At 65.2% G+C, this 13,633-nt stretch carries 13 protein-coding genes; 7 read left to right on the forward strand and 6 right to left on the reverse strand.

All coding sequences use genetic code 11. The annotated features are described in order from the left end of the window. Positions 1–15 precede the first annotated feature (15 nt). Complete coding sequence (locus tag ACSE4D_RS12780) at positions 16–1,251, forward strand: FAD-dependent oxidoreductase (RefSeq protein ID WP_436326060.1); 1,236 nt, start codon at positions 16–18, stop codon at positions 1,249–1,251. Here ACSE4D_RS12780 and ACSE4D_RS12785 read toward each other — a convergent pair. Together ACSE4D_RS12785 and ACSE4D_RS12790 are read right to left on the reverse strand one after the other, a co-directional pair. After that, positions 1,248–1,799 carry an AAA family ATPase gene (locus ACSE4D_RS12785; protein ID WP_425120338.1) on the reverse strand — a complete coding sequence of 184 codons (552 nt, stop codon included), beginning with the start codon at positions 1,797–1,799 and terminating at the stop codon, positions 1,248–1,250. The two genes, ACSE4D_RS12780 and ACSE4D_RS12785, sit on opposite strands and share 4 nt — an antisense overlap. A 98-nt stretch (positions 1,800–1,897) precedes the next feature. Continuing rightward, a complete protein-coding gene (locus ACSE4D_RS12790; protein WP_436326061.1) occupies positions 1,898–2,887 on the reverse strand; it encodes an alpha/beta fold hydrolase in 990 nt (329 codons plus the stop codon). Positions 2,888–2,941: 54 nt separating this feature from the next. Here ACSE4D_RS12790 and ACSE4D_RS12795 point away from each other — a divergent pair, with 54 nt between their 5' ends. After that, positions 2,942–3,304 carry a MerR family transcriptional regulator gene (locus ACSE4D_RS12795; RefSeq protein ID WP_135540378.1) on the forward strand — a complete coding sequence of 121 codons (363 nt, stop codon included), beginning with the start codon at positions 2,942–2,944 and terminating at the stop codon, positions 3,302–3,304. Positions 3,305–3,433: 129 nt separating this feature from the next. After that, a complete protein-coding gene (locus tag ACSE4D_RS12800; protein ID WP_135540376.1) occupies positions 3,434–5,221 on the forward strand; it encodes a formate--tetrahydrofolate ligase in 1,788 nt (595 codons plus the stop codon). A gap of 70 nt (positions 5,222–5,291) precedes the next feature. On the opposite strand, the gene ACSE4D_RS12805 is transcribed toward ACSE4D_RS12800, so the two are convergent. The 4 genes from ACSE4D_RS12805 to ACSE4D_RS12820 all read right to left on the reverse strand — a co-directional run bounded on the left by ACSE4D_RS12805 (position 5,292) and on the right by ACSE4D_RS12820 (position 8,528). Beyond that, positions 5,292–5,858, reverse strand: coding sequence for an antibiotic biosynthesis monooxygenase (locus ACSE4D_RS12805; protein ID WP_135540374.1), 567 nt, complete (start codon positions 5,856–5,858; stop codon positions 5,292–5,294). Positions 5,859–5,960: 102 nt separating this feature from the next. Beyond that, complete coding sequence (locus tag ACSE4D_RS12810; protein ID WP_135540372.1) at positions 5,961–6,797, reverse strand: MetQ/NlpA family ABC transporter substrate-binding protein; 837 nt, start codon at positions 6,795–6,797, stop codon at positions 5,961–5,963. Positions 6,798–6,885: 88 nt separating this feature from the next. Further along, positions 6,886–7,560 (reverse strand): methionine ABC transporter permease, encoded by a 675-nt coding sequence (locus ACSE4D_RS12815; RefSeq protein ID WP_135540370.1) that lies wholly within the window; start codon positions 7,558–7,560, stop codon positions 6,886–6,888. Further along, a complete protein-coding gene (locus tag ACSE4D_RS12820) occupies positions 7,560–8,528 on the reverse strand; it encodes a methionine ABC transporter ATP-binding protein (RefSeq protein ID WP_436326062.1) in 969 nt (322 codons plus the stop codon). The genes ACSE4D_RS12815 and ACSE4D_RS12820 overlap by 1 nt, the downstream gene beginning before the upstream one ends. A gap of 380 nt (positions 8,529–8,908) precedes the next feature. Between ACSE4D_RS12820 and ACSE4D_RS12825 the strand changes: the two genes are divergently transcribed. From ACSE4D_RS12825 to ACSE4D_RS12840, 4 genes are all read left to right on the forward strand, one after another. Then, positions 8,909–9,931 (forward strand): glycosyltransferase, encoded by a 1,023-nt coding sequence (locus tag ACSE4D_RS12825; protein WP_436326063.1) that lies wholly within the window; start codon positions 8,909–8,911, stop codon positions 9,929–9,931. Beyond that, entirely contained in the window at positions 9,928–11,583 is a 1,656-nt protein-coding gene (locus ACSE4D_RS12830) for a hypothetical protein (RefSeq protein WP_436326064.1), read from the forward strand. Before ACSE4D_RS12825 ends, ACSE4D_RS12830 begins: the two co-directional genes overlap by 4 nt. 81 nt (positions 11,584–11,664) lie before the next feature. Beyond that, positions 11,665–12,939, forward strand: a complete 1,275-nt coding sequence (locus tag ACSE4D_RS12835) for a metallophosphoesterase (RefSeq protein WP_436326065.1) — start codon at positions 11,665–11,667, stop codon at positions 12,937–12,939. Positions 12,940–13,089: 150 nt separating this feature from the next. After that, positions 13,090–13,602, forward strand: coding sequence for a GtrA family protein (locus tag ACSE4D_RS12840; RefSeq protein ID WP_135540363.1), 513 nt, complete (start codon positions 13,090–13,092; stop codon positions 13,600–13,602). The last annotated feature ends 31 nt before the right edge of the window (positions 13,603–13,633 follow it).

Here is a 13,633-nt window from a genome sequence, read left to right on the forward strand (position 1 = left end):
AACTGGAGAACTGTCATGCCCCACCACATCGTCATCGGAGCAGGGTTGGCCGGTGCCGCAGCCGCGTATTCCCTGACCGCGCGCGGCGAAGACGTCACCGTGCTCGAACGCCACACTCCGGCCAACGACCGTGGCAGCTCCCACGGTTCGGCCCGCATCTTCCGGTACGCCTATCCGGATCGCCTGTACACCGAACTCGTTGTGCGCGCCCGCGAACTGTGGGACGACCTCGAGGCGAAATCGGGGACCGAGCTGATCACTCGCACCGGCGCCGTCGACTTCGGCGACGCCCGTCACACGGAACTGCTTGCCGCGATCTTCGAGGAGGTCGGAGTCGAACACGAGGTCCTCGAACCGGCACGTGCCACCGAACGGTGGCCGCAGTTCGTCTTCGACACCGAGGTTCTGTGGCACCCTGACGCCGGGGTCATCGACGCCGAGACCACGGTGACAACCATGCTCGACCGTGCGGTGAACACCGGGCGGGCGCGGATCCTCACGGATTGGACGGTCACCGAGGTGGCCCGAGGATCCGCGGGCGACTTCCGTGCCACCTCGGCGATGGGGGAATCCGTCGAGGGCGACCGCGTCATCGTCGCCGCTGGCGGCTGGCTGCCCGACCTCCTCGCCGATCTTGGTCTTCCGCAAACGTTCCTTGATGCATTGCCGAGATTCGAAGTGCGGCAGGAGCAGGCCTTCCATATGCCCTACCGCGATGCCGGTGCGGACGGACGGCCGAGCACACCCTGGCCGACGTTCATCCACAAATCCGGTGAGATGTTCACCTACGGGCTGCCCGGCGGGCGGGATGCCGGTTTCGCGGGGCAGAAGTTCGCACAGTTCAACGGTGGGAAGGTGATCGGTTCGGCGCTTGACCAGGACGGACAGATCACCGAGGAGATGCGGACCCGGATGATCGACTATGCGAAGCGGAATCTGCCGGGACTCATTCCGGAACCGTACGCAGAGACCACGTGCCTGTTCACGAACACACCGAACGAGGACTTCGTCATCGACGAGGTCGACGGACTCGTCGTCGTCTCGGCCTGTTCAGGGCACGGGGCGAAATTCGCGCCGCTGCTCGGCGAATTTGCCGCCGACCTTGCCACGGGTGCCGGAGATGTTCCCGAACGGTTCCGGGCGGGTTCTTCGACCTCGCCGCCCCGTGCCGATCCTTCTCACGTGGACGGACGGCGCTCATCGGAGACGCAACTCACGCGCCGGGAGTCGCAGCGCACAGACCTCGACTAGTCCTCCGGTGCGTCAAGGCGCTCCAGCAGGTCTGGATTCGAGTACCTGATGACATCGACTGCGACGTCTCGCACCTTCCTCTGGGTAGAGTCGAAGACCGCGTCGAAGGCGCCGGCCTCGTCGATGATCGACGAAAGCTCTTTGAACCGCGCCAGGTGCCATTTCAATTCGTCATCCGAAGCGTGGTGGCGTCCACGCAGTCGTGCTTCTCCAGCGGCTTCATCAGCGGTGATCCGGCAGACGGCCATGGGGCCACCACCGCAGGCTGCTCGGTACCTGGGGATCTCATCTCTGTCCTCGAGCACGCCTGCGAGCACGAGCACTTCGGCTCCGGCTGCCCGATAGTTGGACGCGACAGCTGACAGATTCTGCATTTCGATCTCGTGGTTGAAGGGGTCGCGATCGTTGCAGGGCCAACTGCGGCGCAGGCCATCGAGATCGATCACAGCGTGCGGCACTCCGGCCTCAGCCAGAATGACGGCGATCTCGTCCGCTGTCGTCGATTTTCCGACGCCGACAGTTCCGTTGAGAAAGATGTGTGTGAACACTGTGGCCAGCTCCGTGAGGGTGGTCGGATTGCTTGGGGGCAGACGCCGATTCTGCGACGAACCTGTCGTCGACGACGCAGAGGTCAGCGCCTCACCGGTCAGTTTATCGCAGTGCGGGAGCAGCCGGCGGCAGGTTGGGCGTCAAGCCAGGCGCTGAGCTCTGCCGCCGTGGCTGAGGGCGCTTCGACAGGCACTAGGTGTCCGACACCAGGGAAATGCGTGCCGGAGGAGTCCGGCAATAGGCGGGCCAGCTGATTCGCCTGTTCGACTGGAATCCACGGGTCGTCCTCACCCCACCCGATGCGGACCGGACAGCGCACCTCGCCGAGGCGGTCGACGATGGGCGCCGTGTGCTCGGGACGCAGCGCGGCGACCTGCCGGTAGAAAGCTGCCTGACCTGCGTCGGTGCACCATGGTGCGGCGAGTGCACCGATCCATTCCTCGCTGAGACTCAATCGGTCTTCACTCGACGGAGACTCATCGGCAGTCGTGGCCGCCGCCCCCGCGATGTACTCGCGGACCAATGCACGGTGGAGTCGGGGAGGGAGGGCTGCGAAGACCCCTTCGTTCTCAGCAACGAGGCGGAAGAAGGGAGAACCCCACGGGTCGAGAGTGACGATGTCGAGCAGATACAGCGACGCGAAATCGCATTCCTCAAGCAGGTGCGCACCGAGCGCCACAGCGCCGCCGATGTCATGGGCGATGACGTGGGGAATCGATACTTCCCAGTGGTCGATGAGCTCGGCCAGGCGGCGTCGTTGCGTGATGAGATCAACGGCGTGGGCCGCCTCGGCGATGGGATTGTCCGTCGGCTGTGCCGACGTATCCGAAAGATCGGGAATCGACTCGCCGTAGCCGGGCATGTCCCACAGGCGGACGCGACCATGCCGGGCGAGCTTGCGGGCGAGAGGCAGCCACATCCCGGCTGACCATGGGGTTCCGTGGCAGATGATGACCTCGCCGAAGCGGCCCTTGCGTTGACCGTCCTGGCCCCCGTCGATTGCCGGTTCGACGGTTGTGGTGGCGACCTCACTACCGTCGCTCAAGGTGATGCGGTCGGTGATGGTGCGGATTTCCGGGTTGCTCATGAAGAGACAGTAGAACTTCAGGTCAACCTGAAGTCAAGGTGTCATCATGGAGTCATGAAGATCGGGGATGCGGCCGCGCATTTGGGAATGGCCGCGCATGTGCTCAGACACTGGGAAGACGAACGTGTCGTCGTGCCTGACCGGACCACGAGCGGGCACCGTGACTATTCGGCCGAACACCTGAGCCGGTGCCGGATCGTGCTGTCGTGTCAGAGCGTGGGCATGAGCCTCGCCGAGATCCGGGCGATTCTGCACCGCGGTGAAGCGGGACGTGCGGAGGTGATCGCAGCTCGGCTGTCGGCGATTCGTGCGCAGCGGACCTCACTGGACTCAGCGGAGAAGTTCCTCCTCCACGTCCGCGGTTGCCGGCACGATCTCATGACACGGTGTCCGGAATGCTCGGAGTATGCAGGATGAGCAGGGAGGGGTGTAACGGACGGCCGCCTCGGCGAGGGATTGTTGCGGTGGGCGGAACTCAGTGCACATTGCGCGAATTCTCGGGTCGGTGATGGTCACAAAATCTCGGAAAAGCGGCATGATGGCCTTATGACCACAGATATGGATATTGCGCTCAGCGCCGAGCTCGATCCCATCGTCGACGTCGCCGCTGGGCTCGGCCTCGACATGAAGGACATCATTCCCTACGGCTGGACGAAGGCGAAGGTGCCGATCGACGTCCTCGACGCCGCAGCAGCGGACGCCTCGGACGGCAGGCTCATCCTTGTCACTGCCATGAGCCCGACCCCAGCCGGTGAAGGAAAGACCACGACGAGCATCGGCTTGGCCGACGGCCTCAACGAACTCGCCCGCAGCCGACCTGAGGTCGGCAAGGCCGTGCTCGCGCTGCGCGAACCGAGCATGGGCCCGGTCTTCGGAATGAAGGGCGGAGCGGCCGGCGGTGGGTATGCTCAGGTCGTGCCGATGGAGGACATCAACCTCCATTTCACCGGCGACTTCGCGGCCATCGCCGCAGCGAACAACCTCGCAGCGACCATGCTGGACAATCACATCCACTTCGGCAATGACCTCGATGTTGATCCGCGGCGCATCCACATCCGTCGCGTTGTCGATCTCAACGACCGGGCGCTGCGCGGAGTCGTCGTCGGCCTCGGCGGCATCAACGGAGGCGTTCCCCGCGAGGACGCCTTCGACATCGTCGTCGCCAGCGAGGTCATGGCCGTATTCTGCCTGTCCACCTCGTTGACGGACCTCAAGGAGCGCCTCGGGCGCATCGTGCTCGCCCACAGTCGCGCCCGCGAACCCATCACCGTGGCCGACATCGGCGCGGCCGGGGCGATGACCGCGCTGCTGCGCAACGCCCTGGCACCGAATCTGGTCCAGTCTCTCGAGCACTCACCGGCGTTCATCCACGGCGGACCTTTCGCGAACATCGCTCACGGCTGCAACAGCCTGCTCGCGACGAAGGCGGGCCTGACTCTCGGCGACTGGGTCGTCACGGAGGCCGGATTCGGTGCCGACCTCGGGGCCGAGAAGTTCCTCGACATCAAGTGTCGGACCGCGGGCATCTGGCCCTCGGCCGTGGTCGTCGTCGCGACGCTGCGGGCACTGAAGTACCACGGCGGTGTCGACGTAAAGGACGTCAACGACACCGACGTCGACGCGGTCCTCGGCGGGATGAGCAACCTCGAACTGCACTGCAGGAACCTGCGCGAGATCTACGGACTGACCCCGGTCGTGTGCTTCAACCGGTTCCCCACGGACACCGACGAGGAGATGACCGCGGCGATCGCGCACCTGCGCGAGCTCGGGGTGGCCGCGGTCGAATCGACGCATTGGGCCGATGGCGGCAAGGGTGCGCTGGCGCTCGCCGAAGCCGTCGTCGAGGCTGCTGCCGGGGCGGGTGCCGGTGATGCCGGTCCGGCAGTCGATGACGGTTCGGTCTTCGTCGCGGGAACGGACTCCGGGGATGCCGAAGCGCCCGCGGTCGATCCTGCCTCCCGGGCACGGTTCAGCTACGACCTCGACCAGCCTCTCGAAGAGAAGATCCGGACCATCGCGCAGCGGATCTACCAGGCAGCCGATGTCGACCTGCCGCCCAAGGTCAAACGCAAGCTCAAGCAGTTCACCGACGAAGGGTACGGCGAGGCACCGATCTGCATCGCGAAGACCCAGTACTCGCTGAGCACGGACGGCAGCCTGCGCGGGGCCCCGACCGGTCACATCATCGAGGTCAAGGACGTGCGGCTGTCGGCCGGCGCCGGGTTCGTCGTCGTCATCGCCGGAGACATCATGACGATGCCCGGACTGCCGCGAAAGCCCTCGGCGCTGACGATCGACGTCAACGAGGACGGGAACATCACCGGACTGTTCTGAGGGCTTCGGCGGACGGTAGGGGCCGCGGCCGTGTGGTGTGGGGCCGCCTCGGCGAACGTTGTCGAGGCGGCTACCTGCGGCGCGGGCGCTGCAGCCAAGGTCGCAGCAGCCGCGTGCTCATCGGCAGGAAGATGTAGGTCATCAGCGGTGTGAGGATGCAGATGTTGAGCAGCACGGCCAGAACCGTCGGCCAGCTCTGCAGGTGGGGCAGTAGGAGGAATGTTGAGAGCAGGCTGAGCGGGAAGAACGGCAGGAAGATGCTCACGGCCTGCTTCCAGCGCGGCGGCACGACCGTCTCCGGGATCGTGATCGTCTCCTCGCCCTGCGGTTCGAACCATCCTTCGATGCCGGTGCGATGCTCGACTCGGGTGATCTCGACGAGTTCTGCCGCGCTTTCGATCCACCAGCGGCGGTCCTCGGACTCGTCCCAGGCGCGCAGTGACTTCTCATCGGCGAACCGGTAGAGCAGATGCCATTCGTGCGAGTCCGGGGAGGTGCGCACCCATCCGGATCCCAGATAGCCTTCGCGTTCCCGAGCCAGCTCCTGGCCCGCCTGCACCCAGGCGTTGAACCGGCGGTGGTTGTCGGGATCGACGGTGCGAGTAATCGACACGGTGACGGGGGAGTGCTGAGGCATAGTGACGAGTATAAGGACCCCTCACCCCCTCCCCTTACTACCTGACGGCGGCCCAGCAACCTCGCGCGAGGTTGCTGGGCCGCCGTCACGTAGCAATTGGGGTCAGAAGCTGGGGAGGACGGAGCCGTCGGACCAGTTCTTCTCGATGAACTTCTTCACCTCGGGGGAGTGGAGGAGCTCGTCGAGCTTCTTGATGTTCTCGTCGTCCTTGTTCTCGGTGCGCACGGCGAGGAAGTTGCCGTAGGGGTTGTCCTCGGCCTCCTCGAGCAGGATTCCGTCCTTGGCCGGGCTCAGTCCCGCCTCGAGGGCGTTGTTGCCGTTGATGACCGAGGCGTCGACGTCTTCGAGGGTGCGGGCCAGCTGAGCGGCATCGGCCTCGACGAACTTCACGTTCTTCGGGTTGTCTTCGACGTCGGAGAGCTTCGCGTCGATCGCGTCGACTCCGTCCTTGATGGTGATGAGCTTCGCGTCCTCGAGCATCTTCAGCGCCCGGCCCTGGTTGGACGGGTCGTTGTTGATGCCGATCTTCGCGTTCTTCGGGATGTCCTTGACGTCCTTGATGTCCTTCGAGAACAGGGCGAAGGGCTCGAGGTTGATGGGTTCGAAGCCGGTGAGTTCGTAGCCCTGGCCCTCGACTTCGGAATCGAGGTAGGGCTTGTGCTGGAAGTAGTTCGCGTCGATGTCGCCGTCGGACAGGGCCTTGTTCGGCAGTGTGTAGTCCGTGTACTCGGTGACCTCGATGTCGAGGCCGGCATCCTCGGCGAGGTTCTCGTCGACGAACTTGAGGATATCGCCCTGCGGGACCGGTGTGGCACCGACTGTGAGCTTCGTGAGGTCGCCGTCCTTCTCGCCGACGGAATCGGTGCCGCCGCCGACGAGGCCGCAGCCCGAGAGCAGCAGGGTCGCACTCGCTGCGATCGCGATGAGCTTGGTCTTCATGATTCTCCTTGATGTGTGGTGTGGGTTGAAGTCAGTGGTTCAGGGGAGGCCGCGGTCTGCTGTGGGAGACATCCCGCGCCGAGGCGGCTCAGCGGTGGTCGACCGCGCGGGCCAGACGATCGCCGATGACTTGGATGAGCGTGACGATGAGGACGAGGACGATGATGCAGGCGATCATCGTGTCTCCCTGGTAGCGGTTGTAGCCGTAGGAGATCGCGAGCGCACCGAGTCCGCCGCCGCCTACGGCGCCGGCCATGGCGGTGTAGGACACCAGAGTCACCGAGGTGACCGTGGCGGCTCCGATGAGACCGGGTTTCGCCTCGGGGACGTAGACCTGACGGACCACCTGCCGGTTCGAGGCGCCCATCATCAGTGCCGCCTCGACCTTTCCTTCCGAGACCTCACGCAGCGAGTTCTCGACCAGCCGGGCATAGAAGGGGATCGCACCGATGGTCAGTGACACGACGGTCGCCTGCCACCCCAGTGCCGAACCGACGACGAAGCGGGCGAAGGGGATGAGCGCGATGATGAGGATGATGAAGGGGATCGAGCGGGTGACGTCGACGATGAACGACAGCACCCGGTAGACGAACTGGTTCGAGTTCAGTCCGCCCTTCGAGGCGGTGAACAGCCAGATGCCCAGGGGCAGGCCGAAGAGGACGGCGAGTCCGGTCGACCAGGCGGTCATGAGCAGGGTCTCGATGGTCGCCGGCCACATCTGATCCGTGATCGCGGGGTTGTCGAACCACATGGGGTCATTCATCAGGCAGCCTCCTCCGCGTAGATTCCATCGGCCTTCAGCGCGCTGATCAGGCCCGTCGACTGGTCGGCCGAAGCCACCGTGAAGCGCAGCCGCCCGATCTGGCGGCCTTCGATCGTCTCGACGGCTCCGGCGAGGATCGCCTCGGCGCTGACTCCGGCCTTCTGCGCGGCGGTGAGCACGGTGGGCAGGTCGGTGCCGGCCAGGGACACCTCGACGAGGCGGCTGGCTCCATCGTCGATGCCGACCGGTGGGAGGGGGACGAGATCCTTCGCCAGGGCCGAACCGGGCTCAGCGATCACCTCGGCGAGTTTCCCGGTCTTCGCCACTTTGCCGTCGGCCAGCAGCGTCACGGAGTCGCAGATCTCGCGGATGACGGACATCTCGTGGGTGATGATGAGGACGGTGATGCCCAGCCGGTCGCGCAGGGAGCGGATGAGGGTGAGGATCTGCTCCGTGGTCGACGAATCCAGCGCCGAGGTGGGTTCATCGCACAGCAGCACCTTCGGTTCGGCCGCCAGCGCCCGGGCGATGCCCACGCGCTGCTTCTGTCCTCCGGAGAGTTGGGCAGGGTAGTTGTCGGCGCGGTCGCCGAGGCCGACGATCTCGAGCAGCTCACTGGCCTTGGCCAGCCGTTCGGCTTTGGGCGCACCGGCGATCTGCAGCGGGTGGGCGACGTTCTTGAGCGCAGTGCGCGAGTCGAGGAGGTTGACGTGCTGGAAGACCATGCCGATGCTGCGGCGCGCCTCGCGCAGGCTCGGTCCCGTCTGGTCGGTGATGTCGGCACCGTCGATCGACACGGTGCCGGAGGTGGGGGATTCGAGTCCGGTCAGGCAGCGGATGAGGGTGGATTTGCCGGCGCCGGAGCGCCCGACGATGCCGTGGATCTCTCCGGCAGGGACCGAGAGGTCGATCTCCTCCAGGGCGACGGTGTCTCCGAACACCTTCCGCAGTGCGCGCAGTTCGATCACAGGCGCCTCCTCGTGTGGTTGACGGTCGCCGCGCACGGTGGTGGACAGCGAAAAATGGGGATGGGTCGACCTACGGTCCAGTAAGGCCGACGATTCAGGATGACAAGGAACGACGCAGAGCTCACAGGAAGATGTCACAAAAGGACGCATAACCGGGAGTTCGTGACCAAGCGCATACTCTTCGGGCCGCGCCCGCCGGCACGCGGATCCACGCTTTCTGCGCATGCTCAGGGGAGGGTGCATTGCTATTTCCCGTCCCGTAACCCGCAGTCCATGTCCGAGGCGTAAACCAGTGGAATCGACTCATCTGCGCCCCGGGCCGGACTCGACCCGAGAGACCACACCACGACCGGAGCGCCCACACCTCAAGGGGGCAGGAGATGCACGCAGAACCGGTGAGAATAGCGGCGATCGTTCCCTGCCGCAACGAGGAGATCACCGTCGCCAAGGTCGTCGGCGACCTCAGAGCCGCCGTCCCGGGGATCACGGTCTACGTCTACGACAACTGCTCGAGCGATCGGACCGCGCAGCACGCCGCCGCGGCAGGAGCCATCGTGCGCCGAGAGAACACCCCGGGCAAAGGCAACGTCGTCCGGCGGGCCTTCGCCGACATCGACGCTGACATCTATGTGATGATCGACGGCGACGACACCTACGAGGCGGCCCACCTGCCCGAGATGATCGAAACCCTCATCACCGGGCCCTACGACCACGTGCTCGGGGTCCGCCAGGACAACCAGGAGACCACGTCCTACCGGCCCGGACATGAGGCCGGGAACAAGATGTTCAACCGACTCACCGGATGGCTGTTCGGTTCGCAGGTGTCCGATATGCTCTCGGGCTACCGCGTGTTCTCCCGGCGTTTCGTCAAGTCGTTCCCCGCGATCAGCCGCCGGTTCGAGATCGAGACCGAGCTGACCGTGCACACGATGTCTCTGCGCCTTCCCACCACCGAGGTGGCCGTCGACTTCCGGGACCGACCCGACGGAAGCGAGTCGAAACTCTCAACCGTCAAGGACGGGCTGCGCATCCTCGGGCTCATCTCGGCGCTGGTCCGGCACGAACGACCGCGTCTGTTCTACGGCACGCTCACCGTGCTGCTCGCGGCCGTCTCGCTCGTGTTCGGTCTGCCCGTGGTGTGGGAGTTCTGGCAGACCGGACTGGTGCCGCGGTTCCCCACCGCGATCCTCGCCACCGCGCTCATGGGCCTGGCCTTCCTGCTCGGCAGTGTCGGGCTGACCTTGGACGGGCTGCGCCGGGCGAGACGGGAGACCTCACGCTTGGTCTACCTCAGCCTGCCTGCCGTCAGCGGGTCTGCCGTCGGCCAGCGACGGACGCCGGGGCTGCCGGTGGACGGCGACGATGGGCTCGCCGAGCAGGTGCGGACGCGATTGGCTTCATGAGCGATCCGAAACAGCGGGCCCCTCGCCTCCTCCTGACCGCCGGGGGTATCGGCACCGGCGTCTCCCGAGCACCTCGGCGCACGGCGCGCGCCCCAGCTCTCATGTGGGACGTACTGCTGGCGCTGCTCACCTTGGCCTGGTCACTGGTGTTCCTTCGGCTGTACTATCCGGGCCGCGCCAACGTCGACATCGTCGAGCAGTACCTGCAGGCCACCGGGAAGCATCCCTTCACCGATTGGCACCCGCCTGTGATGGGCGTGCTGTGGCGGGGTCTCATGGGGATCACCGGTGAGGCGGGAAGCCTGCTCGTGCTCCAGGTCGGAATGCTGGCCATCGCCTCCTGGCTGGTCGGGGTGTTCGTCCATCGTTCGGGTGCGCCGAGGTGGGTGTCGCTGCTGGGGCCGGCCATCATGTTCACGCCCTGGGTCATCTCGCAGATGATGACCCTGTGGAAGGACACGCAGATGGCTGTGGCACTGCTGCTGGCTGTTCTGCTCGTCGCCATCACCCGCTTCGTGCCCAAGGCCTGGCCGGTGTGGCTGCCGGCGCTGGTCCTGCTCGTCTATGCAGTCGCAGTGCGGAAGAACGCGATCTTCGCCGTCGTCCCCATCGTCGTCTACGGCGCGTACTGCCTGGGCAGTCGGTGGCGGAGACGTCGAGGACGGGCGGCGAAGCGTCCGGTCCTGCTCACCGCAGTGATCTCGCTGGTCGTGCTCGTCCTCATCGGCGCGGGCGTCAAGGTCACCGACGCGACGATCGCTTCGCAGGTGGGTGTTGAGAAGACCGGGCAGATCTCCCAGATCTTCCTCGATGACGTGATGTTCTCCGTCCCCGACGCTGAACTCAAAGCCTCCGATGCCCCGCCCGAGCTCACCGACCACATCAGTATGGCTCGTGAGAAGTGCTGGGCGAAGGGTGAGATCTGGGATTCGTACTGGAACTGCTTCGGCAAGGGGGAGAGCGGAGAGGACTTCTCACCGATCGCCCACCAGGATGCGCTCAGACAACTGTGGCTCGACCATGTGATCACCCACCCGCTGCGCTATGCCGAATATCGCGCAGCCGTGTTCTCCTATTACTTCTTCAACTCCGGCGTCGAATACTGGCCCGACGAGTGGCACTATGCAGCGACACGGGCCGGCATCGAGCAGGGGGACCCCAAGGCCGATTTCATCGTCCGCCCCTATGTCGAGGACTTCGCTTTGGGCACGTTCCCGATGCTGTTCACCCCCTGGTTCTGGACCCTCGTCGCCGTCATCCTGCTCGGCCTCGCAGGCCGGGCACGGAAGCGGGCACACGGGGGCTCTGCCGTGATATCGGCGCGGGGAACAGCTGCGGCGCAGTCTGCGCTCGGAAGATCTGTGTTCGGCCACGGGTCGGCCGAGGCGCCACGCACGTTTTGGCCCGAGATCACGGCATTGGCCTCCTCGGCGCTGTGCTACATCTTCGGGTATTTCCCGATCGTCCCGGCCAACCATTTCCGGTACACCTTCTGGCCGGCCTTGGCGGTGAGCGCGGCCGTGGTGCTCGCACTGGCGATGTGGCGGCGCGGCGCGGGCGCACCGCGAAGCAGCGCAGTCACGCCGTCGGACAGCACAGTCACTTCACGTCGGCGACCTCCTCATGTTTCGGTCACGGACAATTCACCTTGAGGCCATAACGACTGCCTAGGTTGTGTTCTCGTGACCGGCGGCCGCCGGTGAAATCGAATCGAGCAAGGAGAGTCCCTGGACATGGCAGACAACGGCACCGGCGATATGAATCGAGATGCAATCGGGCGCGGTTCAGGGGCGGCCGATGCTCGCCGGGGACCGGCAGCATGGAACCGACGCGGCATGCTCAAGGCCGCGGGTGCCTCGGCACTGGGCGCCGGAATGGCCGTGACGGGGGCCGGCGAGGCCGTCGCGAAGCCCGGGGGCGGCAACGGGAATGGGCAGGGGAAAGGTGCGGGGATCGTGCGTGGTGAGCTCGAGTTCCCGCAATACGGTCGCTTCACGATCGTGCAGTTCAACGACACGCAGGACTCTCATCGCACCGATCGGCGCACCATCGAGCTTCAGGAAGCCGTACTCGATGATGTGCAGCCGGACTTCGTCGTCATCAACGGCGACGTCATCGACGGGGGACCGAGCAGTGTCCACGAGGTCAAGCAGGCTATCAACAACGTCGTGTTGCCGATGGAAGAGCGTGGCATCCCCTGGGCGCTGACCTTCGGCAACCATGACGAGGACAGCACAGGTGAAACCGGATTCGATGAACAGGACATGATCCGTTTCATCGGCCAGTATCGGCACAATCTCAACGCCCACGGTGCCGATGTCACCGGGACGTCGAACCAGGTGATCACCATCGCCTCGGGGCAGGGAAAGAAGGACGCCTTCGCCGTCTGGCTGCTCGATTCCGGTCGCTATGCACCTGATGAGATCGCCGGCCAGGACTTCGAAGGCTACCCGGACTGGGACTGGCTGCGCTTCGATCAAGTCGAATGGTATGCGCAGACCTCCCGCGAGCTCGAGAAGCGCCGCGGAGCCGCGGTGCCCGGGCTGGTGTTCCAGCACATCGCGCTTCACGAGCACCGGGCGATGTGGTTCGCGAGCATCGACTCCCGCAGCGACGCAGACCACGAGCGCGCGAAGAAGAAGCATTCGAACGTCGGGGAACGCAACGAAGATGAGTGTCCCGGTCCCTTCAACTCCGGAATGTTCAACGCGATGCTCCATCGCGGGGACATCCGCGGTCTCTACGTCGGCCACGATCACATCAACAGCTACACCGGCAGCTACTACGGCATCGAGCTCGGCTATTCCCCGGCGACCGGTTTCGCGCCCTACGGTCTCGAAGGAGCAGACAGGAATCGACTGCGCGGAGCCCGAGTCTTCACCCTGGACGAGCGTGACGAGGGCATCTACACCGGCACGGAGCTCAAATTCGCTCGCGACTACGGCATCGACATGAGTGAAGCGGCCCAACCCGGCGAGCCGGCCGACTTCCCCAAATACGTGAAGTAGGAAACGGCAGGTGAGGCACTGGGGCCGCGCACGCGCTCTGGCACGGCCAGACGTGTGCGGCCCTGCGCGTGCGGCCCTGAGTGTGCGGCCACGCCGCCCGGCTTGGCTTGCAGAGAGTGCAGAACTTCGCCGCATAGACTGGGGGCAGTCATGAAAGAGTCTGCATCGGCCCGCCTTCGACGCCTCGCGGTGGAAGCCTTCAAGTTCCTCACCGTCGGCGGGTTCGGCTATATCGTCGATGTGGGGCTGTCGAACCTGCTGGCCTATGGCATCGGTCCGATCCCCGCCCTGCTCGAGGGCAGTCCGATCAAGTCGAAGATCATCTCGACGATTCTGGCCATGATCGTCGTGTGGATCGGCAACAAACTCTGGACCTACGGGGACCGACAGACCCCGTCGAACGTGCGCGGGATCGTCCTCTTCGTCGCCGTCAACCTCGCTGGCATGGTCATCTCGGTCATCCCGCTCGGTGTCACCTGGTACCTGCTCGACATGCGCGATCAGCTGACCTACAACCTCTCCACGAACGTCATCGGCATCGGCCTGGCTATGCTCTTCCGCTTCTACGCCTACCGCACCTGGGTCTTCAAGGACGAAGCCCCCGACACCGAGGTGGTCGTGCCCTTGGAGGAGCCGAGCCGAGTCCCCGACGACCGGGATTGAGTTCCGCAGCAGCACCACCGAAAAACGGGAG

Origin of the sequence: Brevibacterium sp. FAM 27836 (assembly GCF_051351055.1) — a bacterium.
In the GTDB taxonomy this organism is placed as follows: domain Bacteria; phylum Actinomycetota; class Actinomycetes; order Actinomycetales; family Brevibacteriaceae; genus Brevibacterium.

Excerpts from the sequence above, each read along its gene's own strand:
- ACSE4D_RS12805 (WP_135540374.1), bottom strand. The coding sequence starts at position 5,858 with ATGCCTCAGCACTCCCCCGTCACCGTGTCGATTACTCGCACCGTCGAT.
- ACSE4D_RS12780 (WP_436326060.1), top strand. The coding sequence starts at position 16 with ATGCCCCACCACATCGTCATCGGAGCAGGGTTGGCCGGTGCCGCAGCC.
- ACSE4D_RS12815 (WP_135540370.1), bottom strand. The coding sequence starts at position 7,560 with ATGAATGACCCCATGTGGTTCGACAACCCCGCGATCACGGATCAGATG.
- ACSE4D_RS12835 (WP_436326065.1), top strand. The coding sequence starts at position 11,665 with ATGGCAGACAACGGCACCGGCGATATGAATCGAGATGCAATCGGGCGC.
- ACSE4D_RS12790 (WP_436326061.1), bottom strand. The coding sequence starts at position 2,887 with ATGAGCAACCCGGAAATCCGCACCATCACCGACCGCATCACCTTGAGC.
- ACSE4D_RS12795 (WP_135540378.1), top strand. The coding sequence starts at position 2,942 with ATGAAGATCGGGGATGCGGCCGCGCATTTGGGAATGGCCGCGCATGTG.
- ACSE4D_RS12830 (WP_436326064.1), top strand. The coding sequence starts at position 9,928 with ATGAGCGATCCGAAACAGCGGGCCCCTCGCCTCCTCCTGACCGCCGGG.
- ACSE4D_RS12810 (WP_135540372.1), bottom strand. The coding sequence starts at position 6,797 with ATGAAGACCAAGCTCATCGCGATCGCAGCGAGTGCGACCCTGCTGCTC.
- ACSE4D_RS12840 (WP_135540363.1), top strand. The coding sequence starts at position 13,090 with ATGAAAGAGTCTGCATCGGCCCGCCTTCGACGCCTCGCGGTGGAAGCC.
- ACSE4D_RS12825 (WP_436326063.1), top strand. The coding sequence starts at position 8,909 with ATGCACGCAGAACCGGTGAGAATAGCGGCGATCGTTCCCTGCCGCAAC.
- ACSE4D_RS12800 (WP_135540376.1), top strand. The coding sequence starts at position 3,434 with ATGACCACAGATATGGATATTGCGCTCAGCGCCGAGCTCGATCCCATC.